The following is a 20,089-nucleotide window of genomic DNA, read 5'->3' as shown; positions in this document are numbered from 1 at the left end:
TGGGGGCGGCAGTCCGGGGGCGCCGGTCCGGGGAGCACGCCCGGGGACGGCTCAGATGAACCCGAGGGCCGAGGCGCCGCCCACACCGCCGAGCAGCATGAACGCCGGCATGAGGACCTTCAGCTCCACCCAGCTGCCCGCCCGGAACCGCATCCCCTTCGGGGGGCCCACCGGGTACCAGCGCTTGCCGGCGATCGGCAGGGGCCACAGGATCGGGCAGCCGGAGACCGTCAGCGCGTCGCCGATGTCGTGGACGAGGGCCCCGAGCAGGATCGGCAGGCCGAGCCAGAGGTACTCCTGGCCGGGGGCGGTGAACAGCCAACCGGCGCCGTTGCCCGGCTCGTCCAGGACCCCCGCGAGGATCCAGGCGCTGGTCGCGCCGAGGAGCCAGACGAGGATGTCGCTGGACATGCGGGCGGCCCGCCACAGCAGCCCCTCCACGGCCAGGACGAGGTGGACGAAGAGCAGGAGGAGCACGCCCCACCGGTCGATGCTCACCGCGAGGGCGGAGGAGCCGGCGCCGATCAGCACCGCCCAGAGCCAGGTGTGGGTCAGGGTGCGGTGGCCGCCGGTGCGGCGGGCGTCGCGCGGGGCGCGGGTGGCCTTGTAGACGGCGTAGGAGAGCTTGTCGACCACCTCGCACAGGCCCCGCGAGAGGGGGCCGAAGGCGCGGGAGATCGTCGCCGACTTGTGGTCGAGGTCGGGTGCGAGGGCGGCGCCCGCGCAGATCAGCGCGCCGACGACGAGGACGGGCCAGGGCATCGGGTGTCCCGCGGCGGCGGTCGCCGCGCCCACCCCCAGCCAGGCGGCCGCCCCGGACAGTGAGTGCGCCGGACCCATCATGCTCGTTTCCCGCCCCGGTCCCGTCGTGGTGGGGCCCCGTCGATGGTTTCGTTCGGGCCGCCTCGACGGCACAGAGTACCTGCGATGATCTTCGTTGCGTCCGCCGGTTCCCTCTTCCGGTGAGAAGCCAGGCAAGATGGGGGGCGTGACCCTCATTGATCAGCTCCCGCCGAACGCCGACCCCGACGCCCTCTTCGAGGCTTTCTCCTCGTGGGCGGAGGACCAGGGCATCACCCTGTACCCGGCGCAGGAGGAGGCGCTGATCGAGGTCGTCTCCGGGGCGAACGTGATCCTTTCCACCCCGACGGGCTCCGGCAAGAGCCTCGTCGCCGCCGGCGCGCACTTCACCGCGCTGGCCCAGGACAAGGTGACCTTCTACACGGCGCCGATCAAGGCCCTGGTGTCGGAGAAGTTCTTCGACCTGTGCAAGCTGTTCGGCACCGAGAACGTCGGCATGCTGACCGGCGACGCCTCCGTGAACGCCGACGCCCCCGTCATCTGCTGCACCGCCGAGGTGCTGGCCTCCATCGCGCTGCGGGACGGCAAGTACGCCGACATCGGCCAGGTCGTGATGGACGAGTTCCACTTCTACGCCGAGGCGGACCGCGGCTGGGCGTGGCAGATCCCGCTGCTGGAGCTGCCGCAGGCGCAGTTCGTCCTGATGTCGGCGACCCTCGGCGACGTGAAGCGGTTCGAGGAGGACCTGACCCGCCGCACGGGCCGGCCGACCTCGGTGGTCCGCTCCGCGACCCGGCCCGTTCCGCTGTCGTACGAGTACGTCACCACGCCGATCACCGACACCATCACCGAGCTGCTGGAGACCCGGCAGTCCCCGGTGTACATCGTGCACTTCACCCAGGCCCAGGCGGTCGAGCGGGCGCAGTCGTTGATGAGCATCAACATGTGCACCCGTGAGGAGAAGGACAAGATCGCCGACCTGATCGGCAACTTCCGCTTCACCACGAAGTTCGGCCAGAACCTGTCCCGGTACGTGCGGCACGGCATCGGCGTCCACCACGCGGGCATGCTGCCCAAGTACCGGCGGCTCGTGGAGAAGCTGGCGCAGGCCGGTCTGCTGAAGGTGATCTGCGGTACCGACACCCTGGGCGTGGGCGTCAACGTCCCCATCCGCACGGTGCTGTTCACGGCCCTCACCAAGTACGACGGCAACCGGGTCCGCACGCTGCGGGCCCGCGAGTTCCACCAGATCGCCGGCCGCGCCGGCCGCGCCGGTTTCGACACGGCGGGCTTCGTGGTGGCGCAGGCCCCCGAGCACGTCATCGAGAACGAGAAGGCCCTCGCCAAGGCGGGCGACGACCCGAAGAAGCGCCGCAAGGTGGTCCGCAAGAAGGCGCCCGAGGGGTTCGTGGCCTGGTCGGACACCACCTTCGAGAAGCTGATCGCGGCCGACCCGGAGCCGCTGACCTCGCGTTTCAAGGTCACGAACATCATGCTGCTGTCGGTCATCGCGCGGCCGGGCGACGCCTTCAAGGCGATGCGCCACCTGTTGGAGGACAACCACGAGCCCCGCAAGGCCCAGCTGCGGCACATCCGTCGGGCCATCGCGATCTACCGGTCCCTGCTGGACGGCGGCGTCGTGGAGAAGCTCGACACCCCGGACGCCGAGGGCCGCACGATCCGGCTCACCGTCGACCTCCAGCAGGACTTCGCGCTGAACCAGCCGCTGTCCACGTTCGCGCTGGCCTCCTTCGACCTGCTGGACCCCGAGTCCCCGTCCTACGCGCTGGACATGGTCTCCGTGGTCGAGTCCACCCTCGACGACCCGCGGCAGATCCTGGCCGCGCAGCAGAACAAGGAGCGCGGCATCGCCGTCGGGGCGATGAAGGCGGACGGGATCGAGTACGAGGAGCGCATGGAGCGCCTCCAGGAGGTCACCTACCCCAAGCCGCTCGAAGAGCTGCTGCTCCACGCGTACGACGTGTACAGCAAGAGCCACCCGTGGGTCCGCGACCACCCCGTCTCCCCGAAGTCGATCATCCGCGACATGTACGAGCGCGCGATGACCTTCAGCGAGTTCACCTCCTTCTACGAGCTGGCCCGCACCGAGGGCATCGTGCTGCGCTACCTGGCGAGCGCGTACAAGGCGCTCGACCACACCATCCCCGACGACCTGAAGTCCGAGGACCTCCAGGACCTCATCGCCTGGCTGGGCGAGCTGGTCCGCCAGGTCGACTCCAGCCTGCTCGACGAGTGGGAACAGCTGGCGAACCCGGAGGTGGAGACGGCGGAGCAGGCCCAGGAGAAGGCCGACCAGGTCAAGCCGGTCACGGCGAACGCCCGCGCCTTCCGCGTGCTGGTCCGCAACGCCATGTTCCGCCGGGTGGAGCTGGCCGCCCTGGACCACGTCGACCAGTTGGGCGAGCTGGACGCCGAGTCCGGCTGGGACGCCGACGCCTGGGGCGAGGCCATGGACGGCTACTGGGACGAGTACGACGACCTGGGCACCGGCCCCGACGCGCGCGGCCCGAAGCTCCTGCAGATCGAGGAGGACCCGGCGCACGGCCTGTGGCGCGTCCGCCAGACCTTCGCCGACCCGAACGGCGACCATGGCTGGGGCATCAGCGCCGAGGTCGACCTCACGGCCTCCGACGAGGAGGGCCGGGCCGTCCTGCGGGTCACCTCGGTGGGCGAGCTCGGCGCCCTCTGACCGCGACGGCCCCGCGGCCGGCCCTACGGGGCCGGCCCGGTCCGCCCGACCCGTCACCCCCACCCCTTCCCCGGCACGCGCGACACCCGCCGGACCCGACAGCGGAGAACGTGGAGAACCCGTGATGACGAACCCTGCCGAGAGACTGGTCGATCTGCTCGACCTGGAGCAGATCGAGGTCAACATCTTCCGGGGCGCCAGTCCCCAGGAGTCCCTCCAGCGCGTGTTCGGCGGACAGGTGGCCGGCCAGGCCCTGGTGGCCGCCGGCCGCACCACCGAGAGCGACCGCCCGGTCCATTCGCTGCACGCGTACTTCCTGCGCCCCGGCATTCCCGGGGTGCCGATCGTGTACCAGGTGGAACGGGTGCGCGACGGGCGTTCCTTCACCACGCGCCGCGTCACCGCGGTCCAGCAGGGCAAGACCATCTTCAACCTGACCGCCTCCTTCCATCACCCGGAGGAGGGCAGCATCGAGCACCAGCTGCCTCCCCGCCTCGACTTCCCGCACCCGGACACGCTCCCGAAGGTCGCCGACGAGATCCGCGAGCACCTCGGCGCCCTGCCCGAGGCCCTGGAGCGGATGGCCCGCCGGCAGCCCTTCGACATCCGGTACGTGGACCGGCTCCGCTGGACCCCGCAGGAGCTCAAGGACGCCGATCCGCGCAGCGCGGTGTGGATGCGGGCGGTCGGCCCCCTGGGCGACGACCCGCTCGTGCACACCTGCGCCCTCACCTACGCCAGTGACATGACCCTCCTCGACGCCGTGCGCATCCCCGTGGAACCGCTGTGGGGCATGCGCGGATTCGACATGGCCTCGCTGGACCACGCCATGTGGTTCCACCGGCCCTTCCGGGCGGACGAGTGGTTCCTCTACGACCAGGAGTCACCCATCGCGCACGGCGGGCGGGGCCTGGCCCGGGGCCGCATCTACGACCTGGAGGGCAGGCTGTTGGTCTCCGTGGTCCAGGAGGGACTCTTCCGCCCCTACTCCCCCAGGACGCACCCGGCCGGCCCGACCGTCTGAGTCCGCGGGCCCGCCCCGAGGCCGGCCCGCCCCCACCGTCACCGCCTTCCCTCCCGGAGAACCGAACCGCCATGTCCACCCCCGACCGTCCCTGCCCCTGCGGGCTGCCCGCCACCTACGCGGCGTGCTGCGGCCGTTTCCACTCGGGCGCCCAGGCGGCCCCCACGGCGGAGCTGCTGATGCGCTCGCGCTTCAGCGCCTTCGCCGTCGGCGACACCGCCTACCTGCTCCGCTCCTGGCACTCCACGACCCGGCCGCCCCGGCTGGAACTGGACCCCGGACAGCATTGGGAGCGGCTGGAGATCCTCGCCACCGAGCGCGGCGGGATGTTCGAGACCCGGGGGGCGGTGGAGTTCCGCGCCCACTACCGCGAGGGGCGGCACACGGGCTCCCTGCGCGAGCACAGCGACTTCTCCCGCGAGGACGGCGCCTGGGTCTACGTCGGCCCCCTCTCGCCCGTCGAGTTCGACTGAGCGCGCGCTCCCCGCAGCGCGAAGTCGAGGCTGGTGCGGTACCAGTCGACCTCCTCCGGGAGGTCGGCCGTCAACAGCGCCCGGGCCACCGCCTCGGCCGCCGGGACCCGCGGGTGGCCGTACGGCGGGGGCGGTGCGAGGGCGGCGAGCACGATGCGCTCGGCCGGATCGGGCACGGCCGCCCGTACCGCCTCCTCGGGCAGGACGCACGCGAGCACCGCGGCACGCTCCCAGGGGTCGGCGGTCGCTCTGAGCGACAGCCCCACGTGCCGGGCCCGCCACCGGCGCGGGCGCAGGTCCGCACGGGCCTCGACGAGCTCCCGGTCCCTCGGGGAGGCGACCCCCCGCAGCATCCCCGGCTCCCGGGCCGCGAACTCCCGCAACTCCGCGACCGGGTACGACCAGACGACGACCCGGTAGCGGTTGATCCGGTAGCCGAGCGGTGTGAGGTGCCCGCAGCGCGCGAGCCGGGTGAAGCGGCTCGGCCCGATCCCCAACACCTCCGCGCCCGCGTCGGCGCCGGCCACGGTCTCCAACCGGGCGCGCAGCGCCTGCGGGAACCCCTCCCGGGCCCGGACCCGCTCCACCTCGGCGCGCAGGAACCTCGCCGGTCCCGCCGGGGCGCGCGGGACGGGCCGTACCAACCCCAACTGCACGGCCCGGACGAACTCGCCCCGTCCCAGACCCAGTTCCCGGGCCGCCCGGACCCCACCGAGCAGCGGCTGCGGCCGCGGTCCTGCGGCTCCGCGCGGTCCCGGCCCCGCCCCCGGAGGCGTCCGGTCCTGTTCGGGGCACCGCTCGGCGACGCCCCGCACGCCTTCCCGATCGCCGTCCGCTCCCCCGCCCACGGACGTACACACCGGCGCTTCCACGTTCATCACGGTCCTCCCCCACGCGTGCCGATCACCCTGATGGCGATCACTCTGTGTGAAGACCGTAACTCCCCGCGACCGAACCGCGCGAGGCCTGTGGATAACCCTCACCCCGCCCCGCAACGCCCCGCCCCGCGACGCCCCGAATCCGGCTCGGATCCCGGCTCCTGCTCGGGGCCCGGCTCCGGCTCGGAGCCCGCTCAACCCCCGGTGATCCGCCGCTCCGCGACCCCCAGGTGCTCCCCGACCCGGTTGACCAGCAACGTCATCTCGTAGGCCACCTGCACGATGTCGGCCTCGGCGGCGCTGAGCGCGCACAGGCAACTGCCCGATCCGGCCGCCACGACGAAGAGGAAGCCCTCGTCGTACTCGACCATCGTCTGGCGCACCTCACCCGCCCGGAAGTGTCGTCCCGACCCCTTGGCCAGGCTCTGCAACCCGGCGGCGACGGCCGCCAGGTGCTCGGCGTCCTCCCGCGCGAGGCCCGCGCTCGCGGCCGTCACCAGCCCGTCGTTCGACAACACCACCGCGTGCCGGACCTGTTGGACCCTGCGCGTCAGATCGTCCAGAAGCCAGTCGAGCTGCTTGTCCAGTGCCATTTCCAGCCCCTCCCCGTCGACGCGGCCGACGTGGCCGCGCCCCACCCCGCGTAGTCGTGCCGCAAGCCTTCCCCACCAGCGGCTTTCCGGCAAGGAGGATGGACCCATGGCACAGAAGATGACTCAAGAGGAATGGCGGGCGTTCGTCTCGCACTCGACCCGCACCGGGAAGCTCTCCACGGTCCGCGCGGACGGGAGCCCGCACATCGCTCCCATCTGGTTCGTCCTCGACGGCGACTCCTTCGTGTTCAACACCGGTGCGGACACCGTCAAGGGGCGGAATCTGGCCCGGGACGGCCGGGTCGCCCTCTGCGTGGACGACGACCGCCCACCCTTCTCCTACGTCGTCCTCCAGGGCCGGGCCGAGATCAGCGGCCACGAGGACGACCCCGAGGGGCTGCTCCACTGGGCGACCCGGATCGGTGCCCGGTACATGGGCGAGGAGCGCGGCGAGGCCTTCGGTCGCCGCAACGGCGTCCCCGGCGAACTCCTCGTCCGGGTGCCGATCGACAAGGTGATCGCCATGGCCGGCATCGCCGACTGAGCGCTCGCCGAGCCGACCGGTTCCGCCTCACGCGGAACCGGCCCGGGGCGCCACCGAGTCGAGCAGCCGGGCGGTGTGCACCCGCCCGGCGTACTCGACCAGCCTGATCAGCACCTCCTTCCCCGAGTCCTTGTCCCGCGCGTCGCACAGCACCACCGGTGTCCCCTGTTCCAGGTCCAGTGCCCGCGCCACCTCGGTCGCCCCATAACGCCGCGCCTCGGAGAAGCAGTTGACGGCCACCACGAACGGGATCCGTCGGTGCTCGAAGTAGTCGACGGCCGGGAAGCAGTCCTCCAGCCGCCGGGTGTCGGCCAGCACCACCGCCCCGAGCGCGCCCTGCGAGAGTTCGTCCCACAGGAACCAGAACCGGTCCTGGCCGGGCGTCCCGAACAGGTACAGCGACAGGCCGGAGCGGATGGTGATCCGCCCGAAGTCCATCGCGACCGTGGTCGTGGTCTTCCGGTCGACGCCGGCCGTGTCGTCGATCAGTTCGCCCGCCTCGCTCAGCGCCTCCTCCGTGCGCAGCGGCCGGATCTCGCTGACCGCGCCGACGAGCGTGGTCTTGCCTACGCCGAACCCCCCGGCCACCAGGATCTTCAGCGCGAGCGCGGACGTCTCCTCCTCGTCCGCCTCCGAACCCGCCCGCCCCGCCGGTCCGTTGTCCCGCAGTCCCATCACAGTGCTCGCAATCCCTCGATGACTTCCCGCAGAATCCGCTCGTCGGGCAGCCGCGCGGGCGGCACCGGGCGGCTGACCTTGACGTGCCCCGCCTCCAGCAGGTCCCCCAGCAGGACCCGTACGACACCCACCGGAAGGTCCGCGTCCGCCGCGAGTTCGGCCACCGACTGGGTCTCGGCGCGGCAGAGCCCGAGCAGCGCGAGGTGTTCGGGGCCCAACAGCGACTCGTCCGCCCCGCCCGCCGCCGCCGGGTCCACCAAGACCAGCGCGATCAGGTCGAAGCGGACCCCGTGCGGTCCGGGCTTCGTCCGTCCGCCGGTCAGGGCGTACGGACGCACGAGCGGGCCCGCCTCGGCGTCGTACCACTGGTCCTCCACGACCCGGACCGCCGTGCTCACCCGGCGGCCGGCGGGCGGACCGCGAAGCGGGGCGGGGCGTAGAGGTGCTCGCCGACCCGCTTGACCAGGCGGGCCATCTCGTAGGCGATCAGGCCGATGTCGGCCCCGGCCGCGCTGAGGACGGCCAGGCAGGAACCGTCTCCGGCGGCGGCGACGAAGAGGAACCCCTCGTCCATCTCCACCATCGTCTGGCGCACGCCCCCGGCGTGGAAGTGGCGTCCCGCGCCCTTGGCGAGGCTGTGGAATCCCGAGGCCACCGCCGCCAGGTGCTCGGCGTCCTCCCGGCTCAGGGCGCTGGAGGAGCCGACCGCGAGGCCGTCGTTGGACAGGACGACCGCGTGCCGGACCTCGCGGACCCGCATCACCATGTCGTCCAGGAGCCAGTCCAGTTCGCCGGTGCGGCGCAACCCGTCGAGGTCGACCCTGTGGTGTTCGATCATCACACTTCTCCTTCGCTGCCTGCGTGGGGGGAGTTCTCCCGGGAGCCGCGCGCCCACCCGTCGCGGTAGGCGGCCATCCGGTCGCGGGCCTCTTCGGGGCTACGGGCCTTCGACGCCCCGGTGTGGCCCCCGCCGTCCGCGCCCCCGGCCCCGTGGGCCTCGCGCAGTTGCGGGACGAGGCTGGCCTGGCGCACCCGGCGCGGCAGTTCGGTCACCGAGGCCGCCCCGGCCGAGGCCCCACCCGAGGCCCCGGCCCGCGAGGCGGACTGCGCCGCGAAGGGCGCGGACGGGGACGCAGGCGTGGGCGTGGGCGCGGCCGTGGACGGGGACGGCGTACGGGGCTGCGTACGCGGCGGTGTGCCGCCGGGGCCGCGCGGGCGCAGCGCCGCCACCGGTGCGGGGCGCGGCTCCTCGACCTCGGGGTCCGGCCGGGGATCCGCGCCCGCCGGCCGGGGGCGCGGGCCCGCCGGGGGCTGCCGCGGGGGCGTCGGCCGTCCGGCCGGTTCGGCGTGCCGCTCCGGTCGTGCGGCGCCCGCGGGCGGGGGCTCGATGGCCGCCTGGAGCAGCACGCCGGGCAGCAGCACCACGGCGGTGGTGCCGCCGTAGGGTGAGGTCCGCAGGTGGACCCGTACCCCGTGGCGGGCCGCGAGGCGGCTCACCACGAAGAGGCCGAGTCGGTCGCTGTCGAAGAGGTCCAGGTCCTCGGACTGCTCGATGCGGCGGTTGGCGTCGGCCAGGGCCTCGCGGCCCATGCCGAGCCCCCGGTCCTCCACTTCCAGGACGTACCCGGCGCCGACGGTCTCCCCGCTGACGCGGACCTTGGTGTGCGGCGGGGAGAACTGCGCCGCGTTCTCGATCAGTTCCGCGAGGAGGTGGGTGAGGTCCGCGACGGCCGAGCCGACGACGGCGGCCTCGGCGAGACCGCGCACGTCGACGCGCGGGTAGTCCTCGATCTCGGAGACGGCCGCGCGGACCACGTTGGTCAGCGGCACCGGAGTCCGCCAGGCGCGGCCGGGGGCGGCTCCCGAGAGGATGATCAGGCTCTCCGCGTGGCGGCGCATCCGGGTGGTGAGGTGGTCGAGGCGGAAGAGGTCGCCGAGTTCGGCCGGATCGTCGGCGCGCCGTTCCATCGAGTCGAGCAGGTTGAGCTGCCGGTGGACGAGGACCTGACTGCGGCGGGCGAGGTTGACGAAGACGCCGCTGATCCCGTCGGCCAGTTCGGCGCGTTCGACGGCGGCGCTGAGGGCGGCCCGGTGGACGGTGTTCAGGGCCGCGCCGACCTGCGTGATCTCGTCGTCGGCGACCGCGCCGGTCGGCGCCTCGGCCGCCACGTCGATGTCCTGCCCGGAGCGCAACCGGTCCATGGCGTGCGGCAGCTTGCGGTGGGCGATCTCCAGGGCCGTGTTGCGCAGGGAGACCAGCTCGACGACCAACGCGCGGCCGATGCGGACGGAGATGACGAGCGAGGCGGCGACGGCGACGAGTCCCAGCAGCACGGCGGCGCCCGCCGGCCCCGTCGCGCCCTCGGTGAAGGGGTCGGCGTCCCCGACGAGGCGGGCGTGCGCGGCGCCGGCGATCTCGCGCATGGAGGAGCCGACGCTCGCGTGGGCGGCGTCCCAGCCGGCGGGGGTGCCGCGTACCTCCTCGGCCTTCTTCGGGTCCCGCGCGTCCTTCGGGTCCTTCGCGCCGTTGCCGGCCGCGCCCGGGCCCGAGCCCGCGGGCGTCGGGGCGTAAGCCGCCAGGGCCTTGTCCTCGGCGGTCGTGAGCTCCCCGTACGCCGCGCTCCTCACCACCGTCTCCCAGGCGGCGCGCGGGCCGGCGGGCAGGTCCCGGGCGGCGGCCCCGGACAGGGCGCGCCGGGTCTCGACGGCTCCGGCCAGGAGGCGGAGCGTTTCGGCGGAGCGCGGCGCGGCGGGGACGGCGAGGAGCGCGTCCTCCCGCGACAGCATCTCCCCGGCCCGGGCGAACTCCAGCAGGACGCGGGCCCCGGGGCCCAGCGCGGGGTGTTCGCCGCCGGAGAGGGCGCCTTCGGCGGCGAGGGCGGCCTCGGTGACGCGGGTGTACGTCTCGTACGCGGCGTCGGGGCCCATGCGGCGGGCGGCGATGTCCGTCCGGGCGCCGGCGAGCGCTTCGGCGGCGGTGACGAAGGCACCGAGTCGGGCGACGACCTCGGTGGGGTGGTCGCCGGTGTCGGCGACGGTGTGCCGGTCGCCGAGGCGCAGCCGCTTCACGGCGGCGTCGGTGCGGCGGGCCTGCTGCTCCAGGGCGGGTCCCTGGTCGGAGGCGGGGTCGGCCAGGAAGCGGACGGCGGCCCGGCGTTCGGCCTGGAGCTCGGTGAGGGCGGCCGCGAGGGGGGTGCGCAGGGTGGCGTCGACCTGGCGGACGTCGCCGAGCCTCGCGATCTCGCGGGCGGTGCTGACGGTGGCGAAGCCCCAGAGGGCGAGGAGGGAGACCACGGGGAGCATGAGCAGCGAGATGATCTTCGCGCGGACCGTCGCGGGCCGCAGCCGGACCCGTCGGCGGGCGGGCGCCGCCTCCGCGACCGGGTGGGTCGTACGGAGGGGATCCGGTGCGGCGGCCTCGTCGGCCGGCGGACCGGCGTGTGCCCGGCGGCCGCGCGGCGCGGGCTGTCGTGGTGGCGCGGCCGCCTCGGGTCTGGTGCGGGGTGTGCGCATGGACTCCTCGTTCCGGGCGGTGCACGGATGCGGTGGCGGGCTTCGGGGTCGACGGATCGCGGCGGGGGGGGGACCGGGCGACGCGGGTGGGGCGGTGTGGTCGGGGCGGATTCGGCGGGGGCGGCGGCGACTGCCCGGGGTCAGTGGGCGGGCGCGGTGCCGGCGCCGGGACCGCGCACGGTCGCGGCGGAGGCCGTGGCGGCCCGCTCGTCGGCCGTCGGGGAGAGCGCCACGAAGGCGGCGGTCAGGAAGAGGTAGGAGCCCAGTCCGACCGCGAGCGGGAAGATGAACTGCATGGCGGTGGCTCCGGGCAGGGCTTGGTCGGAGGGGGTGACGCGGACGGTGACGGCCAGCATCCCGGTGTAGTGCATGCTGCTGACGGCCAGCCCCATGACGAGCGAGGCGGCGGCGACGGCCACCGGGGCCTTGATGTTGAGCGCGGCCCACAGGGCGGCGGTGGCCGCGACGACGGCGATGGCGATCGAGAGCCCGACGGCGAGGGGATCGTAGGAGATCCGGCCGTGCAGTCGCAGGGCGGCCATGCCCAGGTAGTGCATGCTGGCGACGCCGAGCCCGGTGGTGAGCCCGCCGAGCACGAGCGCCCGGCCGCGGTTCCTGCCGTAGCCGACGGCGAACACCCCCGCGCCGACGACGAGCATGGCGACGAACAGGCTCAGGAGCGTGAGCGGCACGTCGTAGTGGATCTCGGTGCCGGTGACGTGGAAGCCGAGCACGGCGACGAAGTGCATCGTCCAGATGCCGGTGCCGATGGCGGAGGCCGCGGTGAGGAGCCAGTTGCGGCGGGTGGCTCCGGTGGCCGCGAGCGCGCGAACGGTGCAGCGCAGGCCGAGGGCGGCGCCGATCGACGCCATCACGTATGACAGCACGGGCGTAAGCCACCCGTAGGCTGCGTGGTCCAGGTGTCCCATGGCCACGGGACGCTAGTCCGGGTGAGGGCACGAACAAGGGGAGCATTCCGAAAGCCGCTGCAACTGCTGGAATATGACAGAGATACGTTCGTCTTCGATCACACGGCGCGCCACCTTGCGCACGGTCCGCAGCCGACCCCGGGAGGGGAGTGCGGGATCATGACCGCATGAGCCGTAATGACCGAAAGAGCGAGGACCCCGCACGCGTGCAGGAGTTCTTCGGGATGCGCGCCGACGACTGGGACCGCAAGTTCCCCGACGACGGGCCCGCCTTCACGACCGCCGTCACCGAGTTCGGCCTCGCCCCGGGCGACCGGGTGCTGGACGCGGGGTGCGGCACCGGCCGGGCGCTGCCCGCGCTGCGCGCCGCGGTCGGACCCGGGGGAACCGTGCTCGGCGTCGACATCACCGCTCCGATGCTGGCCGCCGCCGCGCGGGCCGGCCGGGCCGGGGCCGGCGCCCTGCTGCGTGCGGACGTGGCCCGGCTCCCGCTGCGCGACGGCGCCCTCGACGCGGTGTTCGCCGCCGGACTGATCGCGCACCTGCCCGACCCCGGGGCGAACCTCGGTGAACTCGCCCGCGTGGTGCGCCCCGGAGGCCGGCTCGCGCTGTTCCACCCGATCGGGCGGGCGGCGCTCGCGGCGCGCCACGGCCGCGCACTCACCCCGGACGACCTGCGCGCCGAGCCCAACCTCCGCCCCCTGCTGTCCGCCTCGGGCTGGGAGCTGACCTCGTACGCCGACGAGGACTCCCGCTTCCTGGTCCAGGCGACCCGCCGGGACTGACGCCGCAGGGACTGACGCCGCCGGCGCCGGGACCGGTACGTACCGATCGCGGCTACGCGGGCGGCTGCGCCTCGGCTCCGGCGGGGCGGCGCGGAGGGGGCACGGGGCAGCCGCCCGCGCCGGGGACGGGGAAGGTGCCGAGCCCGCCCACGTCGTAGCCGTCGCGGTAGCCCTTGATCTCCGGGTTCTGGCGGGCGTAGTGCGGGGCGCGGCGCGGGGGCATCAGGCGCACCGCCCGACCGCGCAGCCGCAGGGCTCCCCGGACCAGCCGACGGACGCGGGGGTGCGGGGCCTCGTAGCGGAAGGCGTCGATCAGGGAGTCGTCGAGCAGGGCGAGGCCGCCGCCGCGCACCGCCGGGGCGAGCGGGCTCGGGTACCAGGAGGCCATCAGGTCGAGGGTGGCGTCGGCGACCTCGCGGCCGCCCTCGGAGGGGCCGAAGTGGGCCTTCTCGTAGGCGTCGAGGGTCTCCTCGAACTCCTCGTAGGAGCCGGGGACCTCCTTGACGCCCAGGTGACGGCCGAGGGTGGCGCAGTAGTTGGCGCAGGCCCGGCGTTCGTGGTGGGTGAGGGGGCGCCAGCCGTAGGCGTCGATCCAGCGGGCGGGGATCACCACGAAGGTGCACAGGACGTAGCGCATGTCGTCGTCGGAGATGTCGTAGCCGCGGTGCATCCGGTTGACGCGCCGGATCGCGGTGCGGGCCGTGTCGCTGTCGAAGCCGTGCTCGACGACCGCGTCGAGGAGCAGGGCCGTGTCGTCGTAGCGCTTCTGCGTGCGTTCGGTGAACTCGGCGGTCTCCGCGAGCAGGCCCCCGATGGCGGGGACGGCGTAGGTCCGGAAGAGGGCCAGTTCGAGGGCCCGGGTGAAGTCCCAGGGGAACTCGTAGGTGGCGGTGAGCCGGTAGATGGTCAGGAAGTCCTTGTCGGGGTCGAGACGGAGGATCTCCCTCAGCCGATCGTAACGACGCACCGGTCTCCCTTTCTGTCGCGGGGCACCGACTCTACGTGCGGGTGGTGATCGTGGGCGTGCGGGCCTGACCGGCACGGATGGACGCGGATCGGCGTGCGGAAACCCTCGACGGCTCCGCCGGTCGCTGGTTAAGGTGCGCCGACGAGACGGCGTCGGAATCGGGAGGGCACGTGTCCGACGAGGAGGACGGGGGCTCGCTGTACGTGCTGACCGCCGTACTGCTGACCCCCACGCGGTTCCCGACGATGCTCGGTGACGACTTCCCGGAGGCCTGCGCGCTGCTGGGGATCCCGCCGGCCCCCGACGGGTACGGGCTGGTGCTCGGGCAGGACCAGGAGGGGGCCCGCTGGACGGTCGTCGTGGACGACGTGGCGCTGGTGGCCTCCGCCGTCGCCGCCTGGGACTGCGGGATCGACCACGAGCTGTCGCCCGACGAGCGGAGCATCGTGGTGTCGCTGGCGGGTTGGCCGCTGGACCTGACCGTGGCGGCGCCCGGGATACCGGAACCGCACGACCCGGAACAGGGCGCGGACGGTACCGGTCGGGTGCCGTTGGCGCCGCCCTCGGCGGACGCGTGGGGCCCGGTGCAGCGGCGTCTCGGCGCGGACCAGATCGCCCGGGAGTGGGCGGACTGGGGCGGGCGGGAGGCGGAGGACGGCGGGGCGGCCTCGGCGGCGCACCCCGGTCTGGCGCGGGCGCTGCGCGAGGCCGTGGCCTACGCACGGGAGGCACCGCCCCCGGGCCGGGTGCGGTCCTCCTTCGCCGGCGAGGGCACGCGGACGCTGCGCGCGGACGGGCCCGGCTGGTCGCTGGTGGCCCGGACCGACGGCGCGGCCTTCGTCCTGCTGGACGAGCTGCCGGGCGAGGTGTTGAGCGTCCCGCGTACGGGCGCGCCGGCGCTGCGCGAGGGCCCCGCCGACCTGCCCGCGCTGGCGGACCTGCTGACGGCACTGGACCGGGTCGCCCTCCGGCCGGCGTGAGCCCGGCCGCCCGGCGACGGGAGCGCGGGTGTCCCCGGGCGCCCACCGGGGCCGGACGCGTCAGACCCGTTCGAGCGGGACGTGCGGGAGCGGCGGGAGGGTGACCGTGATGGCGTCCCCCGGGCGGATCGTGCCGCCCCGGCGGACGACGCCCATGATCCCGGCCCTGCGGACGAGACGACCCTCCTCGTCCCGTCCGACGACCTGCTTGAGCAGTCCGCCGCGGAAGTCGTCGATCTGCCGGCAGGGGTTGCGCAGGCCGGTCACCTCCACCACGGCTTCCCCGCCGAGGCCCAGCAGCGCGCCGGTCGGCAGGGAGAGCAGGTCCAGGCCCTGCGTGGTCACGTTCTCCCCGAGGCCGCCCGGTCCGACGTCGAAGCCGGCCGCGGCCACCTCGTCGAACAGCTCGCGGTGGATCAGGTGTACCTGGCGCAGGTTCGGCAGGGTCGGGTCCTGGGCCACGCGCGAGCGGTGCCGGACGGTGACCCCGGCGTGCACGTCCCCCTCCACGCCCAGTCCGGTGAGCAGGGTGATGCTCTCCCGGACGGGCTTGGTGAAGGAGTACACGCCGTTGCTGCTGACCGCCGCCACCCGTGCGGTGTCGGTGTCCATCGAAGATTCCCCCCTGGTCGGCCTCAGCGGCCGAGTTGCCTTCTGGAACCGCCCCGCAGTCGACGCCGCTGGGAGGGGTCCAGCAGGAGGTAGGCGACGGCCGGAACCCCGATGAGGACCACCAGTCCCGCCCAGAATCCGACCAACCAGAACAGCACGACGGCCGCCGCGACTCCGGCGACCGCGACCTTCCCGTTCCTCGACACCCTCGAACACCTCCTCCGGACCCTTCCCGCCCGCTCGGGCGGCTGTCCGGTGAACGCCCGGGCCCTCCCGTACGTTCCCGCCCGACGACGCCCACGGACGGGGACGGAACACCGCCGGGCCCCGTCCGAGCCCGGCCGGGTTTCGGCGCGGACTGGCCGACGCGGCGCTTGTCGGGCTCGCGGGGCGGCACGACGATGAGGGCGCCCACGCCCGCCCACCGCCCGCCCACCACCGTCCCCGGGAGGACGCATGGCCGATCCGTCGTTGGCACTGCCGGGCGGGGCCGATCCCGCCGAACGCGGTCGCGTCCTGCGGCGGGCCCACACCGCCTTCACCCGGGACGGGCGCGTCGAGCCGCCGGTGCGGTCGGTGATCGCCACGTCCTGGCGGCGGTGCGCGCGGGCGCGCGTCAGTCCCGAGTGCGCTCCCCGGCTGGAACTGGCGGAGCCGGACCTGCGGGCCTACCGGGACGAGCATCCGCTGGCCCGGGTGATGCCCCTGTTCCGCGACCTCGTCGGGGCGTTCGCCGCGCACGGCGCGCACCTGCTGGCGGTGTGCGACGCGCGGGGCGGGCTGCTGTGGGTGGAGGGCGAACCGGCCACCCTGCGCAGGGCCGAGCGCCTGGGCTTCGTTCCGGGCTCGCGCTGGGCGGAGGCGACGATGGGCACCAACGCGCCCGGTACGGCGGTCGCCGTCGGCCGGCCCGTGCAGGTCTTCGGGGCGGAGCACTTCAGCCGCCGCGTCCACCCCTGGACCTGCGCCGCGGCGCCGGTGCGGGACCCGGCGACCGGTCTGGTGCTGGGCGCGGTGGACATCACGGGCGGCGACGGGCTGGCCCACCCCCATTCGCTGGCCTTCGTCCAGGCGGTGGCGCGGGCCGCCGAGGGGCAGTTGGCGCTGCTCGCCCCGCCGCCGACCGGCGACCGCGACACCCTGGCCGCGCTCGGGCGGGACGAGGCGCTGCTGGTGCTCGGCGGCCGGCGGATCCCGCTGGGGCGGCGGCACAGCGAGATCCTGACGCTGCTCGCGCACCATCCGGAGGGCCTGTCCGGGGAGGAACTGGCCCACGCCCTGTACGAGGAGGAGGAGTCGGTGTCCGCGGTGACGGTGCGCGCGGAGCTGTCACGGTTGCGGGCCCTGCTCGGCGCCGGCGCGCTGTCGAGCCGCCCGTACCGGACCACGGTGCCGCTGGAGGCCGACTTCACGGCCGTGACCCGGCACCTGGCGGCGGGCGCCGTCTCGGCGGCCCTCACCCGCTACCCGGGACCGCTGCTGCCCGCCTCCCGCGCGCCCGGCGTCGTACGGCTGCGGCGGCGCATCGAGGACCAGGCGAGGGCGGCGGTGATCGCGCGGGCGGACGCGGGGCTGCTGGCCGACTGGGTGTGCCGGCCGTGGGGCGCGGAGGACCGCGACGTGTGGCGGGCGCTGGCGGACGCCGCGCCCGCAGCCGGTCGGCCCGCGGCCCTGGCCCGCGTACGGGCGCTCGACGCGGAGCTGGGCGCGGAACCGGGCGCGGACCCGCTCCGGCCGGCGCCGCGGCAGCCGGCGCCGGTTTCGCTGCCCGCCCGCCCCTCCACCGGGCGTGCAACGTCCCCGCAACCCCGGCGCCCCTAGCCTGCCCGCGAGCGGCGCCCGACGGCGGGCGGCGCCCGGCCAGGGGAGGACACCATGACCCGCTACGCCGCGCCCGGTACCGAGGGCGCCCTGATGTCGTACGCGTCCCGCTACGACCACTACATCGGCGGCGCGTACGTGGAACCCGCGCGCGGCCGCTACTTCGAGAACCGCTCCCCCGTCACCGGGCTGCCCTTCACCGAGGTCGCGCGCGGTACGGCCGAGGACGTGGAGCGCGCCCTGGACGCGGCGCACGCGGCGGCTCCCGCCTGGGGGCGCACCTCGGCGACCGAGCGCTCGGCGATCCTGCTGCGCGTCGCGGACCGCATGGAGCGGAACCTGGAGGCGCTGGCCGTCGCGGAGAGCTGGGAGAACGGCAAGCCGATCCGCGAGACCCTGGCCGCCGACATGCCGCTGGCCATCGACCAGTTCCGGTACTTCGCGGGCGCGCTGCGCGCCCAGGAGGGCGCGCTCAGCCAGCTCGACGAGGACACCGTCGCCTACCACTTCCACGAGCCGTTGGGCGTGGTCGGGCAGATCATCCCGTGGAACTTCCCGATCCTGATGGCGGTGTGGAAGCTCGCCCCGGCGTTGGCGGCCGGCAACACGGTCGTCCTCAAGCCGGCCGAGCAGACCCCGGTCTCGGTGCACTACTGGCTCGGTCTGGTGGCGGACCTGCTGCCGCCGGGCGTGGTGAACATCGTCAACGGCTTCGGCGAGGAGGCCGGCAAGCCGCTGGCGTCGAGTCCGCGCGTGGCGAAGGTGGCCTTCACCGGGGAGACCTCCACCGGCCGGCTGATCATGCGGTACGCGGCCGAGCACCTGGTCCCGGTCACCCTGGAACTCGGCGGCAAGAGCCCGAACCTCTTCTTCGACGACATCTGGACCACCGACGACGACCTGCGCGACAAGGCCCTGGAGGGCTTCACGATGTTCGCGCTGAACCAGGGCGAGGTCTGTACGAGCCCGTCGCGCGCGCTGATCGAACGGGGCCGGTACGCCGACTTCCTGGACGCGGCCGTGGCGCGCACCGAGCTGATCGTGCCGGGGCACCCGCTGGACACGGACACCATGATCGGCGCGCAGGCCTCCGAGGAGCAGCTGAGGAAGGTCCTCTCGTACGTGGAGATCGGGCAGCGGGAGGGCGCGAAGATCCTCACGGGCGGCGAGCGGATCGAGCACGGCGGCGAGTTGGCGGGGGGCTTCTACGTCCGGCCGACCATCTTCGAGGGCGACAACCGGATGCGGATCTTCCAGGAGGAGATCTTCGGCCCGGTGGTGTCGGTGACCTCCTTCCAGGACTTCGACGACGCGATCCGCATCGCGAACGACACCTCGTACGGCCTGGGCGCGGGAGTGTGGACCCGCGACGTCAACACGGCCTACCGCGCGGGCCGCTCGATCCAGGCCGGCCGCGTCTGGACGAACTGCTACCACGCCTACCCGGCGCACGCCGCCTTCGGCGGCTACAAGCAGTCGGGCATCGGCCGCGAGACCCACAAGATGATGCTGGAGCACTACCAGCAGACCAAGAACCTGCTGGTCAGCTACTCCCCCAAGAAGATCGGGTTCTTCTAGGGGAGGCCGACCGCCAGGGTGAGTTCGAGGACCCGGTGGGGCGAGGCGAGGTCCGGGAACAGGTCCCGCAGCTGGGCCATCCGGTAGCGGACCGTCTGGGGGTGGACGAACAGCGCCGCCGCCACCTCGTCCCGCCTGCCCTGGTGCAGCAGCCACGCCCGCAGCGTCTCCTCCAGCCGCCGCGCGGTCGCGACGGGCAGGGTCCGCAGCGGGGCGAGGGCCCGGGCGCGCAGGTCCGCGAACGCGTCCGCGTCGGCGCTCAGCACCAGCTCGGGCAGGTGTTCCTCGGTGTCGCGGATGGCGGAGGACAGGGAGCGCGCGCGTGCGGCTCGTGCGTACGAGGCGGACGCGCGGGTCCACGGCCGGGCCGGGCCGACCACGGCGGTGCGGTCGGTCAGCTGCCGCAGGAGGTGGGGCCGGTCGGCGTCGGGGACGAGCAGCACGCCGAAGGCGTCCGGCAGGTCGTCCAGGACGAGGGTGCTCGGGTCGAGCGTGCGGTAGGCGGGCCGGGCCTGGGCGGCGGGCAGCAGGACGGCGGTCAACGAGACCGGGGCCTGCCACCCGGCCCGCTGGACGGAGGCCAGCAGGACGTCCGGGCTCGCGCCGGCGAGGAGGTCGCGGGCCAGGTGTTCCAGGTGGCGCTCGTGCTCCCGGCCCCGGGCGGCCAGCTCGTCGGCGTGGCCGGCGGCGCTCGCGGCGGAGAGCTCGTCGATGTAGGCGAAGGTCAGCTCGGCGAACCTGGCGACCTCGGCGGCGGGCAGACCCGCCGGTACGGCGCCCGCCGCCAGGCACCGCCAGGCCACGCGGGCGCCGACGCGGTAGGCGCTGAGCAGGGCGTCCATCGAGCGCCCGTCGCGCACCTCGCCGCGGCCGAGCTCGTAGGCCGCGTCACCGGCGTCGCCGCCCGTGGCGTTCCCGCTCGCGAGGTCCAGGTAGTGCCCCAGGGCGGTGCGGACGGCGCGGCGGATGGTGACGCCCATGCGGCCCGACAGGGCGTTCGCGTAGGGAGGGACCTCGTCGATGATCGCCTGGACGACCTCGTCCGCCGTGGTCCTCAGCGCGGCCCGAAGTGCGGTGACGGTTGTCCGATCCAGGGCCGGTTCGGTGACCATCCGGATGGGGTGACTCATGTTTTATTCCCTGCGAACAATTCAGCCGACGAAATTTACGTCTTGTGGTCAGGACTTTACGCCTCGCGGCGCA

Annotated in this window: 20 protein-coding genes; 8 read left to right on the top strand and 12 right to left on the bottom strand. The window is 74.1% G+C overall.

All coding sequences use genetic code 11. The annotated features are described in order from the left end of the window. Window positions 1-51: 51 nt before the first annotated feature. Window positions 52-843, bottom strand: a complete 792-nt coding sequence (locus AB0D01_RS13880; RefSeq protein WP_363055358.1) for a metal-dependent hydrolase — start codon at window positions 841-843, stop codon at window positions 52-54. A gap of 145 nt (window positions 844-988) precedes the next feature. Between AB0D01_RS13880 and AB0D01_RS13875 the strand changes: the two genes are divergently transcribed. The 3 genes from AB0D01_RS13875 (at window position 989) to AB0D01_RS13865 (ending at window position 5,008) form a co-directional block, all read left to right on the top strand. After that, window positions 989-3,511 (top strand): DUF3516 domain-containing protein, encoded by a 2,523-nt coding sequence (locus AB0D01_RS13875; RefSeq protein ID WP_363055357.1) that lies wholly within the window; start codon window positions 989-991, stop codon window positions 3,509-3,511. Between the two features lie 124 nt (window positions 3,512-3,635). Beyond that, entirely contained in the window at window positions 3,636-4,535 is a 900-nt protein-coding gene (locus tag AB0D01_RS13870) for an acyl-CoA thioesterase II (protein WP_363055356.1), read from the top strand. 71 nt (window positions 4,536-4,606) lie between these two features. Beyond that, on the top strand, window positions 4,607-5,008 hold the full coding sequence (locus tag AB0D01_RS13865) for a YchJ family metal-binding protein (protein WP_363055355.1): 402 nt from the start codon (window positions 4,607-4,609) through the stop codon (window positions 5,006-5,008). Here AB0D01_RS13865 and AB0D01_RS13860 read toward each other — a convergent pair. Beyond that, window positions 4,972-5,886 carry a DUF6397 family protein gene (locus AB0D01_RS13860; RefSeq protein ID WP_363055354.1) on the bottom strand — a complete coding sequence of 305 codons (915 nt, stop codon included), beginning with the start codon at window positions 5,884-5,886 and terminating at the stop codon, window positions 4,972-4,974. The two genes, AB0D01_RS13865 and AB0D01_RS13860, sit on opposite strands and share 37 nt — an antisense overlap. Window positions 5,887-6,080: 194 nt before the next feature. Further along, window positions 6,081-6,479, bottom strand: a complete 399-nt coding sequence (locus AB0D01_RS13855) for a roadblock/LC7 domain-containing protein (RefSeq protein WP_042800536.1) — start codon at window positions 6,477-6,479, stop codon at window positions 6,081-6,083. A gap of 106 nt (window positions 6,480-6,585) precedes the next feature. Here AB0D01_RS13855 and AB0D01_RS13850 point away from each other — a divergent pair, with 106 nt between their 5' ends. After that, window positions 6,586-7,023, top strand: a complete 438-nt coding sequence (locus AB0D01_RS13850) for a PPOX class F420-dependent oxidoreductase (protein ID WP_363055353.1) — start codon at window positions 6,586-6,588, stop codon at window positions 7,021-7,023. Between the two features lie 27 nt (window positions 7,024-7,050). On the opposite strand, the gene AB0D01_RS13845 is transcribed toward AB0D01_RS13850, so the two are convergent. The 5 genes from AB0D01_RS13845 to AB0D01_RS13825 all read right to left on the bottom strand — a co-directional run bounded on the left by AB0D01_RS13845 (window position 7,051) and on the right by AB0D01_RS13825 (window position 12,143). Next, a complete protein-coding gene (locus tag AB0D01_RS13845; protein WP_363055352.1) occupies window positions 7,051-7,698 on the bottom strand; it encodes an ATP/GTP-binding protein in 648 nt (215 codons plus the stop codon). Then, window positions 7,698-8,099: a DUF742 domain-containing protein gene (locus tag AB0D01_RS13840; RefSeq protein WP_363055351.1), complete on the bottom strand. Its 402-nt coding sequence runs from the start codon at window positions 8,097-8,099 to the stop codon at window positions 7,698-7,700. Before AB0D01_RS13840 ends, AB0D01_RS13845 begins: the two co-directional genes overlap by 1 nt. Continuing rightward, on the bottom strand, window positions 8,096-8,539 hold the full coding sequence (locus tag AB0D01_RS13835; RefSeq protein WP_363055350.1) for a roadblock/LC7 domain-containing protein: 444 nt from the start codon (window positions 8,537-8,539) through the stop codon (window positions 8,096-8,098). The genes AB0D01_RS13840 and AB0D01_RS13835 overlap by 4 nt, the downstream gene beginning before the upstream one ends. Continuing rightward, window positions 8,539-11,214, bottom strand: a complete 2,676-nt coding sequence (locus AB0D01_RS13830) for a nitrate- and nitrite sensing domain-containing protein (protein ID WP_363055349.1) — start codon at window positions 11,212-11,214, stop codon at window positions 8,539-8,541. Before AB0D01_RS13830 ends, AB0D01_RS13835 begins: the two co-directional genes overlap by 1 nt. Before the next feature lie 140 nt (window positions 11,215-11,354). After that, window positions 11,355-12,143: an MHYT domain-containing protein gene (locus tag AB0D01_RS13825; protein ID WP_363055348.1), complete on the bottom strand. Its 789-nt coding sequence runs from the start codon at window positions 12,141-12,143 to the stop codon at window positions 11,355-11,357. Window positions 12,144-12,310: 167 nt separating this feature from the next. Between AB0D01_RS13825 and AB0D01_RS13820 the strand changes: the two genes are divergently transcribed. Beyond that, the gene (locus tag AB0D01_RS13820; RefSeq protein WP_363055347.1) at window positions 12,311-12,928 is read left to right on the top strand and encodes a methyltransferase domain-containing protein; all 618 of its coding nucleotides are present in this window, start codon (window positions 12,311-12,313) and stop codon (window positions 12,926-12,928) included. A gap of 52 nt (window positions 12,929-12,980) precedes the next feature. Here AB0D01_RS13820 and AB0D01_RS13815 read toward each other — a convergent pair whose 3' ends face one another. Continuing rightward, window positions 12,981-13,895: an oxygenase MpaB family protein gene (locus AB0D01_RS13815; protein WP_363055346.1), complete on the bottom strand. Its 915-nt coding sequence runs from the start codon at window positions 13,893-13,895 to the stop codon at window positions 12,981-12,983. A 170-nt stretch (window positions 13,896-14,065) separates the two neighbouring features. Here AB0D01_RS13815 and AB0D01_RS13810 point away from each other — a divergent pair, with 170 nt between their 5' ends. Then, window positions 14,066-14,875, top strand: coding sequence for a hypothetical protein (locus AB0D01_RS13810; protein WP_363055345.1), 810 nt, complete (start codon window positions 14,066-14,068; stop codon window positions 14,873-14,875). Between the two features lie 60 nt (window positions 14,876-14,935). On the opposite strand, the gene AB0D01_RS13805 is transcribed toward AB0D01_RS13810, so the two are convergent. Beyond that, window positions 14,936-15,487: an MOSC domain-containing protein gene (locus AB0D01_RS13805; RefSeq protein WP_363055344.1), complete on the bottom strand. Its 552-nt coding sequence runs from the start codon at window positions 15,485-15,487 to the stop codon at window positions 14,936-14,938. A 23-nt stretch (window positions 15,488-15,510) separates the two neighbouring features. Next, complete coding sequence (locus tag AB0D01_RS13800; protein ID WP_363055343.1) at window positions 15,511-15,693, bottom strand: hypothetical protein; 183 nt, start codon at window positions 15,691-15,693, stop codon at window positions 15,511-15,513. A 250-nt stretch (window positions 15,694-15,943) separates the two neighbouring features. On the opposite strand from AB0D01_RS13800, the gene AB0D01_RS13795 reads away from it, so the two are divergent. Continuing rightward, entirely contained in the window at window positions 15,944-17,308 is a 1,365-nt protein-coding gene (locus tag AB0D01_RS13795; RefSeq protein ID WP_363055342.1) for a GAF domain-containing protein, read from the top strand. A gap of 54 nt (window positions 17,309-17,362) precedes the next feature. After that, complete coding sequence (locus tag AB0D01_RS13790; RefSeq protein ID WP_363055341.1) at window positions 17,363-18,886, top strand: aldehyde dehydrogenase family protein; 1,524 nt, start codon at window positions 17,363-17,365, stop codon at window positions 18,884-18,886. On the opposite strand, the gene AB0D01_RS13785 is transcribed toward AB0D01_RS13790, so the two are convergent. After that, window positions 18,883-20,016: a helix-turn-helix domain-containing protein gene (locus AB0D01_RS13785; RefSeq protein WP_363055340.1), complete on the bottom strand. Its 1,134-nt coding sequence runs from the start codon at window positions 20,014-20,016 to the stop codon at window positions 18,883-18,885. The genes AB0D01_RS13790 and AB0D01_RS13785 overlap by 4 nt on opposite strands. Window positions 20,017-20,089: the final 73 nt, after the last annotated feature.

The organism is Streptomyces sp. NPDC048606 (genome assembly GCF_040650855.1).
Lineage (GTDB): Bacteria > Actinomycetota > Actinomycetes > Streptomycetales > Streptomycetaceae > Streptomyces.
The sequence above is the reverse complement of the archived record's forward strand: the minus strand, read 5'-3'. Positions and strand labels throughout refer to the sequence as shown.